Annotated in this window: 17 protein-coding genes; 11 read left to right on the top strand and 6 right to left on the bottom strand. The window is 45.8% G+C overall.

Features of this window, described 5'->3' with window-relative positions:
* Positions 1 to 64 precede the first annotated feature (64 nt).
* Genes bifL through bifN form a run of 3 tightly spaced genes read left to right on the top strand, consistent with a single transcriptional unit; the run spans position 65 to position 3,374 of the window.
* Complete coding sequence (gene bifL / locus BSU_08310; RefSeq protein NP_388712.2) at positions 65 to 1,000, top strand: ABC transporter (ATP-binding protein) biofilm formation; 936 nt, start codon at positions 65 to 67, stop codon at positions 998 to 1,000.
* A 12-nt stretch (positions 1,001 to 1,012) separates the two neighbouring features.
* On the top strand, positions 1,013 to 2,203 hold the full coding sequence (gene bifM, locus BSU_08320) for an ABC transporter (permease) biofilm formation (RefSeq protein ID NP_388713.1): 1,191 nt from the start codon (positions 1,013 to 1,015) through the stop codon (positions 2,201 to 2,203).
* Between the two features lie 13 nt (positions 2,204 to 2,216).
* Positions 2,217 to 3,374: an ABC transporter (permease) biofilm formation gene (gene bifN / locus BSU_08330; protein NP_388714.1), complete on the top strand. Its 1,158-nt coding sequence runs from the start codon at positions 2,217 to 2,219 to the stop codon at positions 3,372 to 3,374.
* Between the two features lie 72 nt (positions 3,375 to 3,446).
* Here the strand turns inward: bifN and padR are convergent, their stop codons facing one another.
* The gene (gene padR / locus BSU_08340) at positions 3,447 to 3,995 is read right to left on the bottom strand and encodes a transcriptional regulator of phenolic acid decarboxylase (RefSeq protein ID NP_388715.1); all 549 of its coding nucleotides are present in this window, start codon (positions 3,993 to 3,995) and stop codon (positions 3,447 to 3,449) included.
* Positions 3,996 to 4,267: 272 nt separating this feature from the next.
* Here padR and estB point away from each other — a divergent pair, with 272 nt between their 5' ends.
* The gene (gene estB, locus BSU_08350) at positions 4,268 to 4,900 is read left to right on the top strand and encodes a secreted esterase / acylglycerol lipase (RefSeq protein ID NP_388716.1); all 633 of its coding nucleotides are present in this window, start codon (positions 4,268 to 4,270) and stop codon (positions 4,898 to 4,900) included.
* A 188-nt stretch (positions 4,901 to 5,088) separates the two neighbouring features.
* Entirely contained in the window at positions 5,089 to 6,177 is a 1,089-nt protein-coding gene (gene icaC / locus BSU_08360) for an acetyl-glucosamine metabolite exporter component involved in biofilm formation (RefSeq protein NP_388717.1), read from the top strand.
* A 35-nt stretch (positions 6,178 to 6,212) separates the two neighbouring features.
* Here the strand turns inward: icaC and yfiR are convergent, their stop codons facing one another.
* Together yfiR and yfiS are read right to left on the bottom strand one after the other, a co-directional pair.
* On the bottom strand, positions 6,213 to 6,830 hold the full coding sequence (gene yfiR, locus BSU_08370) for a transcriptional regulator (TetR/AcrR family) (protein ID NP_388718.1): 618 nt from the start codon (positions 6,828 to 6,830) through the stop codon (positions 6,213 to 6,215).
* Positions 6,796 to 8,049, bottom strand: coding sequence for a putative efflux transporter (gene yfiS / locus BSU_08380; RefSeq protein NP_388719.1), 1,254 nt, complete (start codon positions 8,047 to 8,049; stop codon positions 6,796 to 6,798). Before yfiS ends, yfiR begins: the two co-directional genes overlap by 35 nt.
* Positions 8,050 to 8,172: 123 nt before the next feature.
* Here yfiS and bstA point away from each other — a divergent pair, with 123 nt between their 5' ends.
* Positions 8,173 to 8,709, top strand: coding sequence for a bacillithiol S-transferase (gene bstA, locus BSU_08390; protein NP_388720.1), 537 nt, complete (start codon positions 8,173 to 8,175; stop codon positions 8,707 to 8,709).
* On the opposite strand, the gene yfiU is transcribed toward bstA, so the two are convergent.
* Positions 8,706 to 10,262: a putative efflux transporter gene (gene yfiU, locus BSU_08400; RefSeq protein ID NP_388721.1), complete on the bottom strand. Its 1,557-nt coding sequence runs from the start codon at positions 10,260 to 10,262 to the stop codon at positions 8,706 to 8,708. The genes bstA and yfiU overlap by 4 nt on opposite strands.
* A 110-nt stretch (positions 10,263 to 10,372) precedes the next feature.
* Positions 10,373 to 10,855 (bottom strand): putative transcriptional regulator (MarR family), encoded by a 483-nt coding sequence (gene yfiV, locus BSU_08410; RefSeq protein ID NP_388722.1) that lies wholly within the window; start codon positions 10,853 to 10,855, stop codon positions 10,373 to 10,375.
* 171 nt (positions 10,856 to 11,026) lie between these two features.
* Between yfiV and mprF the strand changes: the two genes are divergently transcribed.
* The gene (gene mprF, locus BSU_08425; RefSeq protein YP_003097695.1) at positions 11,027 to 13,597 is read left to right on the top strand and encodes a phosphatidylglycerol lysyltransferase involved in tRNA-dependent lysinylation of phospholipids; all 2,571 of its coding nucleotides are present in this window, start codon (positions 11,027 to 11,029) and stop codon (positions 13,595 to 13,597) included.
* Between the two features lie 17 nt (positions 13,598 to 13,614).
* Here mprF and sxzY read toward each other — a convergent pair whose 3' ends face one another.
* The gene (sxzY, locus tag BSU_08440) at positions 13,615 to 14,592 is read right to left on the bottom strand and encodes a xenosiderophore schizokinen (dihydroxamate) transporter binding lipoprotein (protein NP_388725.1); all 978 of its coding nucleotides are present in this window, start codon (positions 14,590 to 14,592) and stop codon (positions 13,615 to 13,617) included.
* 130 nt (positions 14,593 to 14,722) lie between these two features.
* On the opposite strand from sxzY, the gene sxzZ reads away from it, so the two are divergent.
* From sxzZ to yfhC, 4 genes are all read left to right on the top strand, one after another.
* On the top strand, positions 14,723 to 15,724 hold the full coding sequence (sxzZ, locus tag BSU_08450) for a xenosiderophore schizokinen (dihydroxamate) transporter (permease) (RefSeq protein ID NP_388726.1): 1,002 nt from the start codon (positions 14,723 to 14,725) through the stop codon (positions 15,722 to 15,724).
* The gene (gene sxzA, locus BSU_08460; RefSeq protein ID NP_388727.1) at positions 15,721 to 16,752 is read left to right on the top strand and encodes a xenosiderophore schizokinen (dihydroxamate) transporter (permease); all 1,032 of its coding nucleotides are present in this window, start codon (positions 15,721 to 15,723) and stop codon (positions 16,750 to 16,752) included. Before sxzZ ends, sxzA begins: the two co-directional genes overlap by 4 nt.
* Before the next feature lie 114 nt (positions 16,753 to 16,866).
* Positions 16,867 to 17,748 (top strand): putative isomerase, encoded by an 882-nt coding sequence (gene yfhB / locus BSU_08470; RefSeq protein NP_388728.1) that lies wholly within the window; start codon positions 16,867 to 16,869, stop codon positions 17,746 to 17,748.
* Between the two features lie 87 nt (positions 17,749 to 17,835).
* The gene (gene yfhC, locus BSU_08480) at positions 17,836 to 18,420 is read left to right on the top strand and encodes a putative oxidoreductase (nitroreductase family) (RefSeq protein ID NP_388729.1); all 585 of its coding nucleotides are present in this window, start codon (positions 17,836 to 17,838) and stop codon (positions 18,418 to 18,420) included.
* Positions 18,421 to 18,425: the final 5 nt, after the last annotated feature.

An 18,425-nucleotide genomic window follows, 5' to 3' on the forward strand; every position in this document is an offset into this window, starting at 1 on the left:
CTACATGCCGCACGCCTTTCTTTCTTCTACAATGGCAATGGATCAAAAAAAGGAGTGAGACGACGTGCTGCAAGCAGAAAACATCAAAAAGGCATACGGAAAAAAAACAATCGTGAAAGGCATTTCTTTTTCCCTCAAAAAGGGGGAGTCGTTCGGTCTGCTCGGGCCTAACGGTGCGGGGAAATCCACAACCATCTCGATGATTTCCGGCCTTGTGCCGCATGACAGCGGGAACATCACGGTGGGCGGCTATGTTATCGGAAAAGAAACGGCCAAAGCGAAACAAAAAATCGGCATTGTTCCGCAGGAAATTGCATTATATCCGACGCTGACGGCTCATGAGAATCTTATGTTTTGGGGGAAAATGTACGGACTTACGCACGGTGAGGCCAAAAAAAGAGCGGCTGAGGTCCTTGAATATGTCGGTCTGACTGAGCGGGCTAAAGATAAGATTGAAACATTTTCCGGGGGGATGAAACGAAGAATCAACATCGGTGCGGCTTTAATGCATAAGCCCGAGCTGCTGATTATGGATGAACCGACTGTCGGTATTGACCCTCAATCGAGAAATCACATTTTAGAAACGGTCAAACAGCTCAACGAAACGGGCATGACGGTGATCTATACGAGTCATTACATGGAAGAAGTTGAGTTTTTATGCGACCGGATCGGGATAATTGATCAGGGGGAAATGATTGCGATTGGCACAAAAACTGATTTGTGCAGCCGCCTTGGGGGCGATACCATCATTCAGCTCACGGTCAGCGGGATCAATGAAGCGTTTCTTGTGGCGATCCGATCTCTGGCCCATGTGAATGATGTAACAGTACATGAATTAGAGCTCAAAATTGACATTTCTGCGGCTCATCATGAGAAAGTCGTCACAAGCCTGCTTGCTGAAGCCACTGCTCATCATATAAACCTGCTGTCTCTTCAGGTGCAGGAACCGAATCTGGAGCGCCTGTTTCTGAATCTGACCGGCCGCACGTTGCGGGATTGAGGAGGGACGGCAATGAAAAAAAGCATATGGATCGCATGGAAAGATGTGAAAATCAGAATCACGGACAGAAAAGGGTTTATGATGCTTATCCTAATGCCGCTCATCCTAACCTGTATTTTAGGCGCAGCGCTCGGATCAGTTGTTGACGGAGGCAGCCGGATTGATGATATCAAAGTCGGCTACATTCAATCAGACCAGTCAGATACAGCAAACATGTTTACAAAAGATGTTCTCAAAAAAATGAAGTCGATAAAGGTCACAAAAGTCGGCAGCAAAGACAAGATGAAAAAACTGATTGATGAAAAGAAAATCGATGTAGGCATCGTTATCCCGAACCATTGGGAAGCCGGCAAAACCTCAGCTGTTGTTAATGCCGCTCCTGATCAAACATTGAAAAGTTCCATCATTGAAACAGCTGCAAGCTCATTTATAGAGCAATATAAAGCGGTAAAGGAAGCCGCGTCAGGCTCAATGGACTACATCAGTAAAACGGAAGCTGTAAAGCAAGGAAAACTTGACCCTGCACAGTTTGCAGAAAAGCTGGCAAAGACGCTAGAAAAAGAAACAGGTGACAAGCTTACTATTGCGGAAAAATCTGTCGGCAGCAAAGCCGTTACCAGTTTTCAATACTATTCGGCGGCAATGCTTTGCATGTTTATGCTGTTTCATATCACAGTCGGGGCGAAATCATTTTTACAGGAAAAGGATACGGAGACGCTTGCCAGAATGCTGATGACGCCTGCGCAAAAATCCGTCATTCTCTTCGGAAAATGGCTTGGGACGTATCTGTTTGCCATCATACAATTTTTCATATTTCTGATCGTCACAATCAACGTATTTGGTGTGGACTGGGGCGGTAATCTGCTGTTAGTGAGTGTACTCGGGCTTTCTTACGCCGCAGCTGTATCTGGTATTTCAATGCTGCTTGCGTCGTGCATCAGCGATATGAAAACTGCAGATGCGATAGGCGGCTTCGGCATTCAATTGCTTGCGGTTCTCGGCGGGTCCATGCTGCCGCTGTACCAATTTCCGGACGTCTTGCAGTCTGTATCCAAAGCGGTGCCAAATCGCTGGGCGCTTGACGGCTTTCTTTCTTTAATGGAAGGGGGAGGCTGGGCTGACCTTCAAAAGCCTGTGCTTCTTTTTGCGGCGATCGGCTTTTGTTCACTTGTAATTGGTATCAGACGGCTTCATACAAGATAAGGAGGTACAAAAGGTGAAAAAAATTCTAGCCATTTGCGGCATTGAGCTTTCTCTCATTTTTAAGAAGCCACAGAACTATTTGATCATGTTTGCTGCCCCGCTTTTGCTTACCTTTGTATTTGGGAGTATGCTCAGCGGCAATGATGATAAGGTGCGGCTTGCAATCGTTGATCAGGACGATACGATTCTCTCACAGCATTATATTCGGCAGCTGAAGGCACACGATGATATGTATGTATTCGAAAACATGTCTGAAAGCAAAGCGTCAGAAAAGCTGAAACAAAAGAAAATTGCCGGGATCATCGTCATTTCCCGCTCGTTCCAGACACAGCTGGAAAAAGGCAAACATCCTGAGCTGATTTTCCGTCACGGCCCTGAGCTGTCGGAAGCGCCGATGGTCAAACAATATGCAGAAAGCGCATTGGCAACGCTCAATATTCAGGTGACCGCGGCAAAAACGGCATCTCAGACAGCGGGAGAGAACTGGAAGGCGGCGTATAAAACGGTTTTCGCCAAAAAACATGAAGATATAGTTCCGGCTGTAACACGACAGACGCTCAGTGATAAAAAAGAGGGTGCGGAAGCAAGTGACACAGCCTCCAGAGCAGCAGGGTTTTCCATCCTGTTTGTCATGCTGACCATGATGGGAGCGGCTGGAACCATTTTAGAAGCAAGAAAAAACGGCGTATGGTCCAGATTGCTTACAGCCTCTGTCAGCCGAGCCGAAATCGGTGCTGGGTATGTGCTGTCCTTCTTTGTCATTGGCTGGATTCAATTTGGAATATTGCTTCTTTCCACCCATTGGCTGTTTGGCATCAACTGGGGGAATCCGGCTGCAGTTATTGTATTAGTGTCACTTTTTCTATTGACCGTTGTCGGCATTGGATTGATGATTGCGGCCAACGTCAGAACGCCAGAACAGCAGCTTGCGTTCGGCAACTTGTTTGTCATCGCAACATGTATGGTGAGCGGGATGTATTGGCCGATCGACATTGAACCGAAATTTATGCAATCCATCGCTGAATTTCTTCCGCAAAAGTGGGCGATGAGCGGGTTGACAGAGATTATCGCTAACGGTGCCCGCGTCACAGATATTCTCGGAATCTGCGGCATTTTGCTTGCATTTGCTGCGATCACTTTCGCAGCGGGGCTGAAAGCGCTCCGAGCCTAAAAAACATCTGCCGTTTAGGCAGATGTTTTTTTGCATGTGGGTACATTCGTATGGGTGCAGCCTGAACTGCGGTTAATCCTTATCTATCATAGCTAAAATTGATTCCAGCCAAGAAACGTAATTTTTCTCCCGCTCCAGCGCTTTCGTTAGCACAAGATAGTGGCCGAAGTCCGGTGAAGAAAATGACATCGGCTCTGCTGAAGCCATAAGCTTTTCATAGCTTCCCTGTAAGTCAGAAAGCTTGGCCTGGCGTTTTTGCAGCTGGTCTTTGAACAAATCAGAAGCCTCCTGGCGCGATAGACAAGAAATGAAATAAGCCTTCAGCATAAATTCATCCTTCACCGTCTCGGGTATCGGCTGGTGGCGGATCAGCCAGTCATGCAGCTCCTGCTTTCCGCTGTCTGTCAGGGTGTACATCTTTTTCTCCAGCTTTGTGCCCTGAATCGTTGTCCGGAACGTGATAAATCCTTCATCCGTCAGCTTTTTGAGCTCAGGGTAAATCTGGCTGTGCTTGGCGCTCCAAAACTGGCCGAGCTCCTCTTTAAAATAACTCGTAATATCGTATCCACTCAATTCGCCTTTTCGCAAAAGCCCTAATATGGCGTATTTTAATACTCTCATGCTATCCTCCGTGTCTGGCTGTTTCGCAAAACAGATGAGCCGGTGCTCAACTGTGATTCTAACTGCCTATTCCCCTTATTATAGAAAAGGGAGGAAGGGAACACAACCGGGCTCTTTGGAAATGAAGATAAAAGGTTTGTCAGAAGGTATCCGATTTATCTCCGTCAATATAAAAGAGATTTAAATTTAATTTTCAGAAAAAATAGTAACGATATTGATTTTTTATATATAATAGGAAATTGGTGGTATGAAAATTTTTTGGGGGAATAAACGTGAAAAAAGTACTTATGGCATTCATTATTTGTTTATCGCTGATTCTATCTGTTTTAGCCGCTCCGCCGTCTGGCGCAAAAGCTGAGTCAGTACATAATCCTGTCGTTCTTGTTCATGGAATAAGTGGTGCATCATACAACTTTTTCGCTATTAAAAACTACTTAATTTCTCAAGGCTGGCAAAGCAACAAACTGTACGCAATTGATTTTTATGATAAAACAGGAAACAACCTAAATAACGGCCCGCAGCTTGCTTCATATGTTGACCGTGTTTTAAAAGAGACTGGGGCAAAAAAAGTAGATATTGTGGCTCATAGTATGGGAGGCGCCAATACGCTGTACTATATTAAATATTTAGGCGGGGGCAATAAGATTCAAAATGTCGTAACGCTTGGAGGGGCTAATGGTTTAGTGTCATCAACCGCGCTGCCGGGCACAGACCCTAATCAAAAGATCCTCTATACATCTATTTACAGTCTCAATGATCAAATTGTCATCAATAGCTTGTCTCGGTTACAAGGAGCGCGAAACATCCAGCTTTATGGCATCGGTCATATTGGCTTGCTTTCTAATAGCCAAGTGAACGGCTATATCAAAGAAGGGCTGAATGGCGGAGGCCTCAATACAAATTAATATCTTCAAAAAACAACCTGCTGTCTCCGTTACAGTGGGTTTTTTCGTCTGAGAAAGCCATAGGGTCTTATGACCTTAGTCTATCATGCATACGTCAATTTATGACATCAGGCACTTTTTCAAATAGAGCGGACATGTTAAGGTACAACCATCGATTTCTATCAATTTGAAATAAAAGGAGCGCTGTTATGCAAATTAAAGAAATTTTTATGATCCGCTGCATTTCGTGCTTAAGTGTCGTCTTGCTCCATATCATTTCAATGGTCCTGATGCTTCAGGCAGAAGCTCTTGCAGATATTTCTCACACTGTTGATTCTTTCCGCACACTCCTGATGTTCAGCACGCCCGCTTTTATTTTCATCTCTGAATTTTTACTGGCCCGTTCTTATCCTGATGGGGTGCCTGACGGTTTTTTAAAGAAGCGGGGAAAAGTGATTTTTGTTCCTTTTTTATTTATCGCAGCCATCGATGCGCTGCTGATGACCAGTGCGATGGGGGGAGAGGTAACCTTTCTCGCGTTTGTGCAAAAATATCTGGCGAACGTATTCTTAGGAAACTTTATCGGATACTTCATTCTCGTCATCTTTCAATTTTACATGCTGCATATGATGTTTCATGAGTATTTGAAAAAAGCATCGCCGAAATGGGTGCTGTCTATCTCATTTGTGGTGACAGCCGCTTATTTAGGCTATTTCTCCGCAGCCAGCCCGGCTCCTGCTTCTGAAGAGGGAGGGGCATTTCCGTTCTTCTGGGTTCCGTTCGCAGGCTGGCTTTTCTACTTTTGTCTAGCCTACTATTGCGGAAAAGAATACAAGCGTTTTTTAGCGCTGCTGAACCAATACCGCTGGGTGGTGTACGGCGCCGCAATTGCTTCTGGGGCGCTGGTTGTCACTGTTTCTTATGTCGGTGAAATCGGCATGATCAGCTCGAAGCGGCCTGATATCATGCTGTATTCAACAAGCATGATTTTCCTGTGTTTTCATTTGTTTTCCAAAATGAAGCATGTGCCGAAAATCATGATGTTTATCAGCAACTATTCCTTTTCGATTTATCTGCTTCATGCCTATTTTATGATTATAGGCTACGTGTTGCTTTTGAATATGCCCGAAATTCCTGCCGTACCGGCTGTTCTCCTGTTGTTTGCCGTGTGCACAGCCGGCCCGATTATGACCTCATGGGCGCTGAATAAGTTCAAATACGGGTATTTATTTGTGGGGAAAATTTATCAGCCAAAACAGAAGAAGGTAACAGTCGAAGTGCGTGATCACGCAGGGTGAAAAACAAGCGGCAGGAGGGCTCCTGCCGCGTTTCTTTACTTCTCATCCGCTTGCAGAACTGTTTTTAAATATAGTTTTGCAGACTCAGCAAGTCCAGATACATCAGCCTTTTCTTCATCGAAATACAGGGCGTTTTGAATGATGCCGTCATTCATATTGAGGAAAAACTTGGCGATAGTCGCAAGAGGCTGAACCGGCTGAAACTCTCCCTGATCGATCCCTTTTTGCAATAGCCTTGAAAACCTTTCCACAAAAAGATCATACCTTTTCTCCAAATACTGCCGCCGTTCTTCATTGCGCCAAGCTGTCACTAAATATTCAAATTGCACCGGCGCCAGCGTATCTGCTACATCTCGCAGGCCCTCAGTCAGTTCATCCAAATAGCTGGAAATGGAGGCCCAAACACTTTGGTGTTCAGCTGATTTATCAAGCTTTCGGAGTCCTTCATCCAGCCCTGTTTCAATAATGCGGCGAAACATCTCCTCAGTGCTTGAAAAATAAAGATAGACACCGCCCCGGCTGAAACCTGACTCTTCTACAACATCCTTCATCGTCGTTAATTCGAATCCTTTTCGTTTAAAAACCGTTTTGGCAGCCTCTAAAATCTCTGCCTGCCGTTTATCCTTGTGCTCCTTTGTTACTTTTGGTGACAAGATATCGCCTGCTTTCTGCAATTTTCTTACCTATAAGTGTAATCAACCCAATCATGATCAGCAAGCAGCCACAGACAAGAAAAGCAAGTGATACACCGATCCATTCCGCCAGCACGCCCCCGCCCGCCATGCCGAGGATAGAGGCGAGGGTTGTCGCACTCTGAATAGCGCCGAACACCCTACCGCTGTAATCGACAGGCACTGTTGTTTGCACGAGAATCTGAAATGGAATATGGACGAGGCCGAAAGCCGCCCCCATGATGAAAAAAGCAAATATAAAGAGAGTGATGCCGGCAATTCCCATACCGCTTAGGAATGGCGCACCTCCAGTTGCTAGTCCAAGAAGAAGGGTTCCAGCTGAGAAATAAAGCAAATAAGAAGTGATTCGCCGTCTGCCGGTAATGGCCGCTGTAAGGAGCATCCCGGCTCCGCTTACGGCCATGCACCAGCCTGCCAGCTCGGGCGGAGCTCCTGAAAAGGAGCGGATAAGAATAATCGCTTGGGAATCACCAATCTGCAAAACAAAGAGAACGACACAAGCTGTTAGTAAGCCTGTTAATAGAAGCGGCATCCGTTTCAAAAACTGAAGGCCTTCCTTGATAGAAGTAAGTGCTGCTGTTTTTTCTTGAGGTGTATTGGCTTTTTGTAAAAAAGCATCTCTGGGAAGGAAAAACAAAATGACAGCGGAAAGAAAGAAGGCGCCGGCGTTTATATAAAAAACAGAGTGTATCGAGAAAGCAGCGATCAGCGTGCCGCCAAGGGCAGGGCCGAAGATTTTTGAGCTGTTATCAATGATGCTGCTGACGGAAACGGCCTGCTGAATGTGTGCTTCCGGAGCCAATTCCTTAAGCTTTCCGTTTTTAGCAGGTAAAAAAAGTGAAGAAAAACAGCTCTGAACGGATAGCAATACGTAAAGCTGCCAAAGCTCACTGACATAAACGCAGCTGATAACAGTGAGGGCACGGCCGATTTCAGATAGAAACATGATCGTTTTTCTGTCAAAACGGTCGGCAAGCAGACCCGATACAGGTCCGAGTACAATGACAGGCAAAGCAAACGACATCATTAAAAGCGACATATCTAATGGAGAAGCATGAAGCTGAAAAGCGGCTAATGTTAGCACGGCCAAAATGTGAAGCCAGTCTCCAAGTGAAGAAATGGTTTGCGAGGCTAACAGTGTCATCAGTCCTTTTTGATTGCGAAACAACGGTTTTTCCATGATTCATCCTCCTGATTATTAAAATGACACTAGTGTCGTTTTTAATTGTATGGGAAAAAGACACAATATACAATCTTTTTCTTGTAAAATAAAGGAGAAGATTGAATAGAAGGGAGAACATTCATGACATCAGTCAATCTAAGCTACCCAATAGGAGAATACAAGCCGAGGGAATCCATATCGAAGGAGCAAAAAGATAAATGGATTCAAGTACTTGAAGAAGTGCCGGCAAAATTGAAGCAAGCTGTAGAGGTCATGACGGACAGCCAGCTTGACACACCGTACCGGGACGGTGGATGGACCGTTCGGCAAGTTGTTCATCATCTGGCTGACAGTCATATGAACAGCTATATTCGTTTTAAATTGAGCTTGACGGAAGAGACACCGGCTATCCGTCCGTATGATGAAAAAGCATGGTCGGAGCTAAAAGACTCGAAAACGGCAGATCCGAGCGGCTCACTCGCGCTTTTGCAGGAGCTTCACGGAAGATGGACGGCTCTGCTCCGCACCCTGACGGATCAGCAATTTAAGCGCGGATTTTATCACCCTGATACAAAGGAGATCATTACCCTGGAGAACGCGCTCGGCCTGTATGTCTGGCACTCACATCACCATATCGCTCATATTACGGAGCTTTCCAGACGGATGGGGTGGTCTTAACGCTTTTGCCGGCGGAAAGCCGGAATACTGATAGCAGCAATCACCAGAAGTGAGACCACAGCAGCCGCTGCATATAAATGATCATAGCCGCTGGCGACACTCGCATGAATGGCGTCGCTTATCGCGGTTTTGACTTCAGGAACGGGAATGCGTTCGATTTGTTCTTGTAAAGAAGAAACTTCAGAACTGTCGATCTCCGGAATCATCTGCATCGCCTTTTCTGAATATCCGCTGTCCGATAAGCGGCTGTTGATCTCATCACCTATTTGGTCAAACCCGGCTGTGATAAAACCTGCATAAAGAGTAGGCGCCAAGGTCAGTCCAATTTGCCTTACTAATGAAAGCGTGCCAAGAGCTGTACCCTTATTTGTTTTTGCCGCTTCTGATACAAGGACGTTCAGCGGAGCGCCTAACAGAAAGCCAAAACCGATCCCAGCTGCCACACTTGCGATCACAAACTCCCATTTTTCCGTGACCCAGAGCGGAAATAAAGCAAACCCCGCACATGAGATGATTCCCGAAAGAATAACGGTTTTTACAGGACCTTTTTTGTCGGTAAGTGCTCCGCCAAGCCAAGCGCCGATTCCGGAAGCCAACGCAAGCGGTGTCATCCAATAGCCTGCTTTTGCGGCAGGGACACCCAAATACTGTTCGACATATGACGGGATAAAAATGACTGCCGCCAAGAGCCCCCCGGATAACAAACCGATGATAAGCGTGCGCTGAAACATATGGTTTCGCAGCAGAGAATACGCCAAAATGGGATCGCCTCCTCGCATTTCAACTCTCTTTTCATACGAGATAAGCGCTGCAAAACAGAGTATGCCAAAAATAATACATCCATAAACCTCCGGATTCCCCAAGCTGTGTAAGAGATTTGCCCCGTCAAGATTGGTCATGCCGTACATCACAGCTAAAATCGACAGGGACAAAAGGAAGATTCCGGCCGCATCGAGGCGCTTAGCCTCAGGTGCTTTTGTTTCCGCGATAAAACATGCGCCGAAAACAACCAATAGCACGGCAATCGGCAAATTAATCAAAAATAGCCAATGCCAAGACCCGGTCCAATCAAGCAGAAAGCTTCCGATATTTGGCCCGAGCACAGCGGCCATCCCGTTCATTGCGCCAAGCAGCCCAAGCGCCTTCCCCTGTTTTTCCTTTGGAAGGGTCGCGAGAATGTGAGAGCTGCCGATGATGAAAATCCCGCCGCCTCCAAGCGCCTGAATCAGCCGCGATATCAGAAAGAGCGGGAAGCTTTGGCTCAAAGCAACAAGCAAAGAACCAAGTCCGAACAGGCAAACCTCAATGAGAAAGAGTTTTTTTCTGCCGTAGCGGTCGGAAAGTTTTCCGACGATTGGCACACTGACGCTAAGACCGAGCGTATAAAGGGTAATGCCCCATGATCCCCAGGAAGGGGAAACGGAAAACGACTCGTTTATCGTTGTTAAAGCAGCCGAAATAATTCCGTTATCTAAAGCAGCCATAAACACGCCAATCGTAAACAGGCTGATTGCCCACTTTTGGCTTTTCTGCTCTGTTAATGCTTCAGACATTTTCGTCAACTCCTTTTAGTTCACTTGAAATATATTATTCATTTTAAATGAACTAAATGTCAAATAAAAAAAGCCTGCTCCCGCAGTTTGCGGATGACAGACTTACTGATTTATTCTTTTTTCGCATTCTCTAATGCTCTTGAAAGGATAGACAGCCCTTCGTAAACAGCCTGCTTTTCTTCAGGGGACAGCAGCTCTAATGAACGCTTCAATTTCAGGTGGCCCTTTTCATACAAACCCCGGAAAATCTTTTTCGCATTCTCTGTCAACTGAACAACTACAGAGCGGCGGTCCTCTTCAGAATGTGAGCGTTTGACAAATCCTGATTTTTCAAGCCGGTCAAGCAGCCCAGTTGTATTGGACAGGGAAGCCCCCATTTTTTCAGCAATGTCGCTCACTTTCAATGTTCCATGGTTGTTTAATAGCATCAGCACCTTCATTTGCGGCATGCTCATATCCAGTTTCATCCACTCGGACACATCACCGAGCCCGGCGGACGTTAAGACTTTCATATAGAGCACCCATATTTCCCGTTCCTCCGATGAAAGAATGTTTTCGTTTAAGACTGTTGTATCGTGTAAATTATATTCCATTTCATCACTTCCTCATCATTCACTCCTCTTACCATATTACTCGATTTTCACTCCTGAAAGAAAGTGAGCAGAAACCGCATGCGGGACTTTGTCCGAAAAATAACGGTAGTGTATAATGAGTTGGAGATTATTGGGGGAGAGGATCGAACTAGAATATGATTGGAGAGACCATTGCTGATTAAAAAGAATGCTTTATCAATATTAAAAATCGTTTTTCCTATTGCTGTTTTGCTATTTGTTATTTATCAATCGAAAAAAGAACTGACAAATCTGTCATTCAAACGTACGCTCATGGTCATCAACGGACTGGAACGAACGGATTTATTCATGCTTGTGTTGATCGGCTTGCTGGCTGTTGCGGCTATGTCGCTGTATGATTACGTCCTGAAGTACTCACTGCGCCTATCGATCACAAACGGAAAAGTTTTCAGGGTTTCCTGGATCGCCAATTCATTTAATAATGTGTTGGGATTCGGCGGTTTAGCCGGAGTCGGGTTAAGAATGATGTTCTATAAGGAGCATACGAAAGACCATAAGGCACTCGTGAAAGGAATCGCCTGGCTCACATCATCTATGCTGCTCGGATTATCTGTTTTCAGCATTTTCGTTGCTGCGAGAGTGCTGCCAGTTGATGAAGTGATTCATGAGAAGCCTTGGCTGTGGGCGGTCGTTATCGGTTTTGCACTGATATTGCCGTTATCTTTAGCGGTGTCCAAAATAAAAGACCGCAAAGCTGGGGACGAAGAGAATGCGGATAAAGTGAAAAATCCGATTTTCGCATATATTGGAGCTTCAGTTGTTGAATGGCTCATGGCCGGGACCGTCATCTATTTTGCTTTGTTCGCTATGGGCATTCATGCAGATATCAGGTATGTGTTCGGGGTGTTCGTCATTGCGGCGATCGGAGGAATGATCAGCCTCGTGCCGGGCGGCTTCGGCTCGTTTGACCTTTTATTTTTGCTGGGGATGGAGCAGCTTGGCTATCATCAAGAGGCCATCGTTACTTCTATTGTGTTGTACAGGCTCGCCTACTCATTTATCCCATTTATCTTGGGACTGTTCTTTGCCGCCGGCGACCTGACGGAAAATACAATGAAGCGGCTCGAAACGAACCCGCGCATCGCACCGGCAATTGAGACGACAAACGTTCTGCTTGTTGTTCAGCGTGCGGTATTAGTGAGAATTTTGCAAGGCTCGCTTTCCCTTATTGTGTTCGTAGCAGGTCTGATTGTCTTGGCCTCAGTTTCCTTGCCGATTGACAGGCTGACGGTTATACCGCACATTCCGCGCCCGGCGCTTTTGCTGTTCAACGGCCTGTCCTTAAGCTCAGCGCTCATTCTGCTCATTTTGCCGATCGAGCTTTATAAACGGACAAAACGTTCCTACACGATGGCCATTACAGCGCTTGTCGGCGGCTTTGTGTTCAGCTTTTTAAAAGGGCTTAACATCAGCGCGATATTCGTACTGCCGATGATTATCGTATTGCTTGTGCTATTGAAAAAACAATTTGTCCGCGAACAGGCATCCTATACACTGGGACAATTGATATTCGCTGTGGCGCTGTTTACTGTGGCGCTCTTTAACTACAATCTGATCGCGGGCTTTATTTGGGACCGGATGAAGAAGGTGCTGCGTCACGAATATTTCGTCCACAGCACCTCGCATATTACACATGCAACCATCATGGCGATCATCATTGTGCCGCTGTTCTTCTTGATATTTACAGTGGTCTATCATAAGAGAACGAAACCGATCGGAGAGAAAGCTGACCCTGAGCGTCTTGCTGCGTTTCTCAATGAAAAAGGCGGCAACGCGCTGAGCCATCTTGGTTTTCTTGGAGATAAGCGGTTTTATTTTTCTAGCGATGGAAATGCACTGCTTCTGTTTGGGAAAATCGCCAGAAGGCTGGTCGTGCTCGGCGATCCATCTGGCCAAAGAGAATCATTCCCGCTCGTGCTGGAAGAATTTCTGAACGAAGCGCATCAGAAGGGATTCAGTGTTTTGTTCTATCAAATTGAACGAGAGGACATGGCGCTGTATCACGATTTTGGCTACAACTTCTTTAAATTGGGTGAGGAAGCATATGTAGATTTAAATACATTTACCTTGACTGGGAAGAAAAAAGCCGGCCTTCGGGCAATCAATAACCGCTTTGAGCGGGAGGAGTATACTTTCCATGTGGATCATCCCCCATTTTCTGATGCGTTTTTGGAGGAGCTGAAGCAAATCTCAGACGAATGGCTCGGCTCGAAAAAAGAGAAGGGATTCTCGCTCGGATTTTTTGATCCTTCCTATTTACAGAAAGCGCCGATCGCCTATATGAAAAATGCAGAAGGAGAGATCGTTGCATTCGCAAATGTCATGCCGATGTACCAGGAAGGAGAGATATCGGTCGATCTGATGCGCTATCGCGGCGACGCTCCAAATGGCATTATGGACGCATTGTTTATCCGTATGTTTTTATGGGCAAAGGAAGAGGGCTGTACGTCATTTAATATGGGGATGGCACCCTTGGCCAATGTCGGCACTGCCTTTACATCCTTCTGGTCCGAAAGGTTTGCCGCTGTCATTTTTAATAATGTCAGATACATGTACAGTTTCAGCGGCCTAAGAGCCTTTAAAGAAAAATATAAACCGGAGTGGCGAGGGAAATACTTAGCGTATCGGAAAAACAGATCTCTTTCTGTCACCATGTTCCTCGTTACACGTCTGATTGGCAAAAGCAAAAAAGACTCCGTCTAATAAGACGGAGTCTTTTTTTATTTCGTTTTTAAGAAGTAGGTTTCAATATCATCAAGCAGGTAGTTTGCGGCTTTAATTCCGCCTGCGGTTGTCCATACGACGTCATCGACTTCATGTGCATTACCTGACTTCACGGCCTTCAGGTTTTTCCATAGTGAACTGCTTGTCCACTGATTGGCCCATTTTTCATTTTCTTTTGCATTATCGGCTTTATAAGTGAAATAAAACAGCACATCAGCATCCATATCAGGAATAGATTCTTTACTGTCGGTTGAGAACGTAAATTGGTCCTTTTGTTTCTTAAACAGTTCCACTTGTTTTTCAGGGCGTTTGAAGCCAAGCTGGTCTAAAATAATCCCAGGAAATGAATCGGTATAATAGATTCTTGATTCACCGGATAAAAAGCGTACGACTGAAACGGTTTTGTTTGTCTGGTCGCCCAGCTTGTTTTTTAAATCAGAAACACGTTTATCAAAATCGGCAATGACTTCCTTGCCTTTGTCCGCCTTATTCACCGCGTTGGCGTATAGAGTCAGGTTATCCTTCCAGTTCCCGGCCAAAGATTCAGCAAAAACAGTCGGCGCAATCGCATTTAACTGATCATAAATTTTTTCCTGGCGCACTTTGTTTCCAATAATCAAATCAGGCTTTAATTCTGCGATGGCTTCCACATTCGGTTCCGTTTCAAGACCGACGTTTTTAACACCTTTCATGTCATCTTTCAGATAGTCATACCACGGGTCGCCCTTCCATGACTTTACGGCTCCGACCGGCTTAATGCCAAGCGCTAAGAGCGCCTCTGTTCCTTCATTAGTTAAAACAACAATCCGTTTTGGATTGGCGGGGATGTTGTCTGATGTCCCCATTGCATGTTTGACCGTTCTTGTTTTGCTGCTTGACACCTCGCTGTTGCTTGAACTTTCTGAACTATTACAGGCAGAAAGTACCATAACGGCCATTAAAAATACGAATAGCATGCTGATATGCTTTTTCATCTTTTTCCTCCCAATATTGAAATTCATTATCATTTAGATCATAATAAGCAGTGTTAAGAGTGTCAATCCCTAATTGAGGATTATTCTCAAAAACAAACATTACATAGTAAATAACTAGGAGAATTAGATCATGATCTGCAAAAAGGCATCTTCAAAATGGATTGTGTTAGTATGTCTGATTTTCATTTTACTGACGGCTGTCTGCGCAAGCGTCGTGTATGGCTATACAGGTACGTCATGGAGACAGGTCTATCAGGCGTTTACTTCCTTCAATGGAACAAATGAGCATGTCATCATCAAGGATGTCAGGCTTCCGCGCGCTTTGGTTGCGACAGTCGTCGGCGCCTCGCTTGCAGCCGCGGGCGCTCTCATGCAGGCGCTCACAAAAAATCCGCTTGCGTCACCGGGGATTTTCGGGATTAACGCCGGTGCAGGTTTTTTTATTGTTGCCGGATCGTTTTTTCTGCATATTCAGTCACCTCAGGCATTAGTATGGAGCTCGTTTCTGGGGGCAGCATTTACCGCTGCGATCGTCTATGCAGCAGGCTCGCTTGGGAGGGAAGGGCTGACGCCAATCAAACTGACGCTGGCGGGAGCTGCCATGGCAGCCATGTTTTCTTCTCTGACACAGGGCTTGCTGTCTGTCAACGAACTCGAGCTTGCCCAGGTGCTTTTTTGGCTGACTGGCTCTGTGCAGGGCCGGAGTCTGGATCTGTTGATGACGATGTTTCCATATGCAGCGGCAGCGCTGGTAATCTGCTTCTTTCTCGGCCAAAAAATTAATCTCCTCGTTATGGGAGAAGATGTGGCAAAAGGACTCGGCCAAAAAACAGGCCTGCTGAAATTTGTGATGGCGCTTTGTGTTGTCATGCTTGCAGGGTCCGCTGTCGCCATTGCCGGGCCGATTTCTTTTATCGGCATCATTATTCCGCATTTTGCCCGCTTTGTCGTTGGTAATGATTATCGCTGGGTTCTGCCATTTTCCGCTGTTTTGGGTGCCATTTTGCTTGTTTGCGCGGATATCGGTGCGCGATATATCATTATGCCTCAGGAAGTTCCTGTCGGGGTCATGACCGCCATCATCGGAATGCCTGTGTTTGTGTACATCGCAAGAAGGGGGGCGAAGCTATGAAACTTCGTTTTGGCGTTACTGCGGCTGAAAAGAAAGCATGGATCGTCTTTTTGGTTTTACTGGGGTTAACAGCTGCTGTACTCATCATAAGCGCTGGTCTCGGACAAAGGTTTATTCCTCCCTGGGATGTAGCAAAAACATTCTTTGGTGCAGGTTCCAAGCTGGATGAACTGATGATCATGTCGTTCCGCATGCCAAGAATTTTGACGGCTTTATGCGCCGGTGTCTGCTTGGCAGCGGCAGGCGCGATATTGCAGGGGCTCGTCAGAAACCCTCTCGCATCTCCGGATATTATCGGAATAACAGGAGGAGCGGCGGTAGCGGTCGTGCTTTTAATGATGTTCTTCTCAGACCGCAGCAGTTCACTTACGATCAGTCTGTCATGGCTTCCAGCAGCCGCATTTATCGGCGCATCGGCTGTCGGGCTCATCGTCTATTTACTGGCATACAAAAATGGCGCCTCCACATTTCGGCTGGTGCTTATCGGAATCGGATTTTCAATGTCGGCGCAGGCGATGACTACCCTGTTGATGATCAAAGGCCCGATTTACCGAGCATCACAAGCCAATGTGTATATCACTGGGTCAGTTTATGGGTCAAACTGGCAGCATGTAAAAATAGCTATTATCTTATCTGTCATTCTCTTATTCATTTGTTTTGTCGCGCTAAAAAATATGAATATACAGGTGCTGGGTGAAGATATTGCGGCGGGTGCAGGAAGCGCTGTGCAGCGAAATCGTTTTTTCTTGCTCCTTTTGAGTACGGCTCTTACTGGTTGTGCAGTTTCAGTTGCCGGCACAATCGGTTTTGTCGGGCTGATGGCGCCCCATATTGCAAGACGGCTTGTCGGCTCATCTTATGGCGCGCTGCTCCCAGCGTCGGCACTTATTGGAGCTCTGCTCGTTTTAACAGCTGATATCGTCGGCAGAACCTTATTTGCTCCGGTGGAAGTGCCGGCCGGCGTCTTTACAGCGGCTATCGGCGCACCTTATTTTATTTATTTGCTCTATAAAACAAGAAATTCTTAATCGTTACACCCATTTTCTTAAAAAAGAAAATGGGTTTTTTTGATAATGACTGAAGATTCGTAATTATTTTTGCTATACTGACAGAGACATTGATAAAGAAAGGGCGGCAGATGAATGAAAGAAGCAGAGGTATTAAAATATGAAGCATTTACAAGCAGTCCCGGCAAAGGAAACCCCGCAGGCGTCGTTTTGCAGGGAGACGATTATACGGAAGACGAGATGCAGATCATAGCTGAACGTGCCGGGTATTCAGAAACCTCCTTTATCCGAAAAAGCGAGTCGGCCGATCTTGAACTCCGTTACTTTACCCCTGGACACGAAATGAATTTGTGCGGTCATGCGACAGTTGCTTCTCTTTACGCATTATGTGAGAAAGGAATGCTGGAGAGCGGTAAAACGTACAGCATCCAAACGAAAGCGGGTATCCTGCCTGTGAAGATTTCTGAAAAAGATGGCCGCATTCATATCACGCTTGAACAGGCCTCTCCGCAATTCAAACCATTTACAGGCGATCGGAAAAAACTTGCGGACGCACTGGGTATCACCGATGAAGATTTTCATGAAGACCTTCCGATTGTGTTTGGCAGCACTGGGATATGGACAGCCATCGTTCCGCTTAAATCATTGGAGGCTTCCAAAAAAATGGTGCCAGATAACAAACAATTTCCGGAAGTGTTAGTTGATCTGCCAAAAGCTTCAGTCCATCCGTTTACCTTTGAAACCGTCCATCCCGACAGCGACCTGCACGGGCGCCACTTTTCATCCCCGTATTCGGGAACGATTGAAGACCCCGTGACCGGCACAGCATCCGGCGTGATGGGGGCTTATATGAAACATTATGGCAATGCCGAGCAGCATAAATTTATCATTGAACAAGGGCAGGAAATTGGAAAAGACGGAAAAGTGGAGATCGAAATGAACGAAGCCGGCGGCCATGTGAAAGTGAACATGACAGGAACAGCCGTTTACTCAGAAACCCGTATTCTTAAAATCTAATACGGATGATGGTTTACAAAAAGATGCACTTTCCGTTATCATTATGAAATGATAATCATTTTCAATTGCATAGGAAGGTGAGACGGTATGCCTCAAACCGAACAAATACATCAGCATTCAGTACTGAGGGACATCATACGCAGCAGAAGATCGATTCGAAAGTTTAAACAAGAGCCAGTACCTTCAGCAGTCATTCTTGACATGCTTGAAACGGCAAAATATGCGCCAAATCACAGAGTGACAGAGCCATGGAGATTTATTTACGTTTCCAGTGAGACAGGTAAAGCGAACCTCATTAATACATTTGCAGCGTTCTCTAAGAAATCCAAGCCGGATATGACAGAGGAAAAGCTTCAAAATTTCAAAAACACACTTGGGCGCGTTCCGGGATTTCTCCTCGTCGTGTTTCAGGAAGATGAAAACGAAAGAGCGCGGGACGACGATTTTGCGGCAACAAGCTCGTTGATTCAAAATCTTCAGCTTCTCGCTTGGGAAAAAGGAATCGGCATGGTTTGGAAAAGCGGAAAAATCCTTTATGACAAAGAAGTCCATCAGGCCTTTGGTTTACAGGATAATGAGCGTTTCGCCGCCATCATACAAACAGGTTATCCTGACGAGGCGCCGGAAGTGAAAAAACGCACACCGATCCGCGACCGATTCACTGAAATGTAAAAAAC

The organism is Bacillus subtilis subsp. subtilis str. 168 (assembly GCF_000009045.1).
Classification (GTDB): domain Bacteria; phylum Bacillota; class Bacilli; order Bacillales; family Bacillaceae; genus Bacillus; species Bacillus subtilis.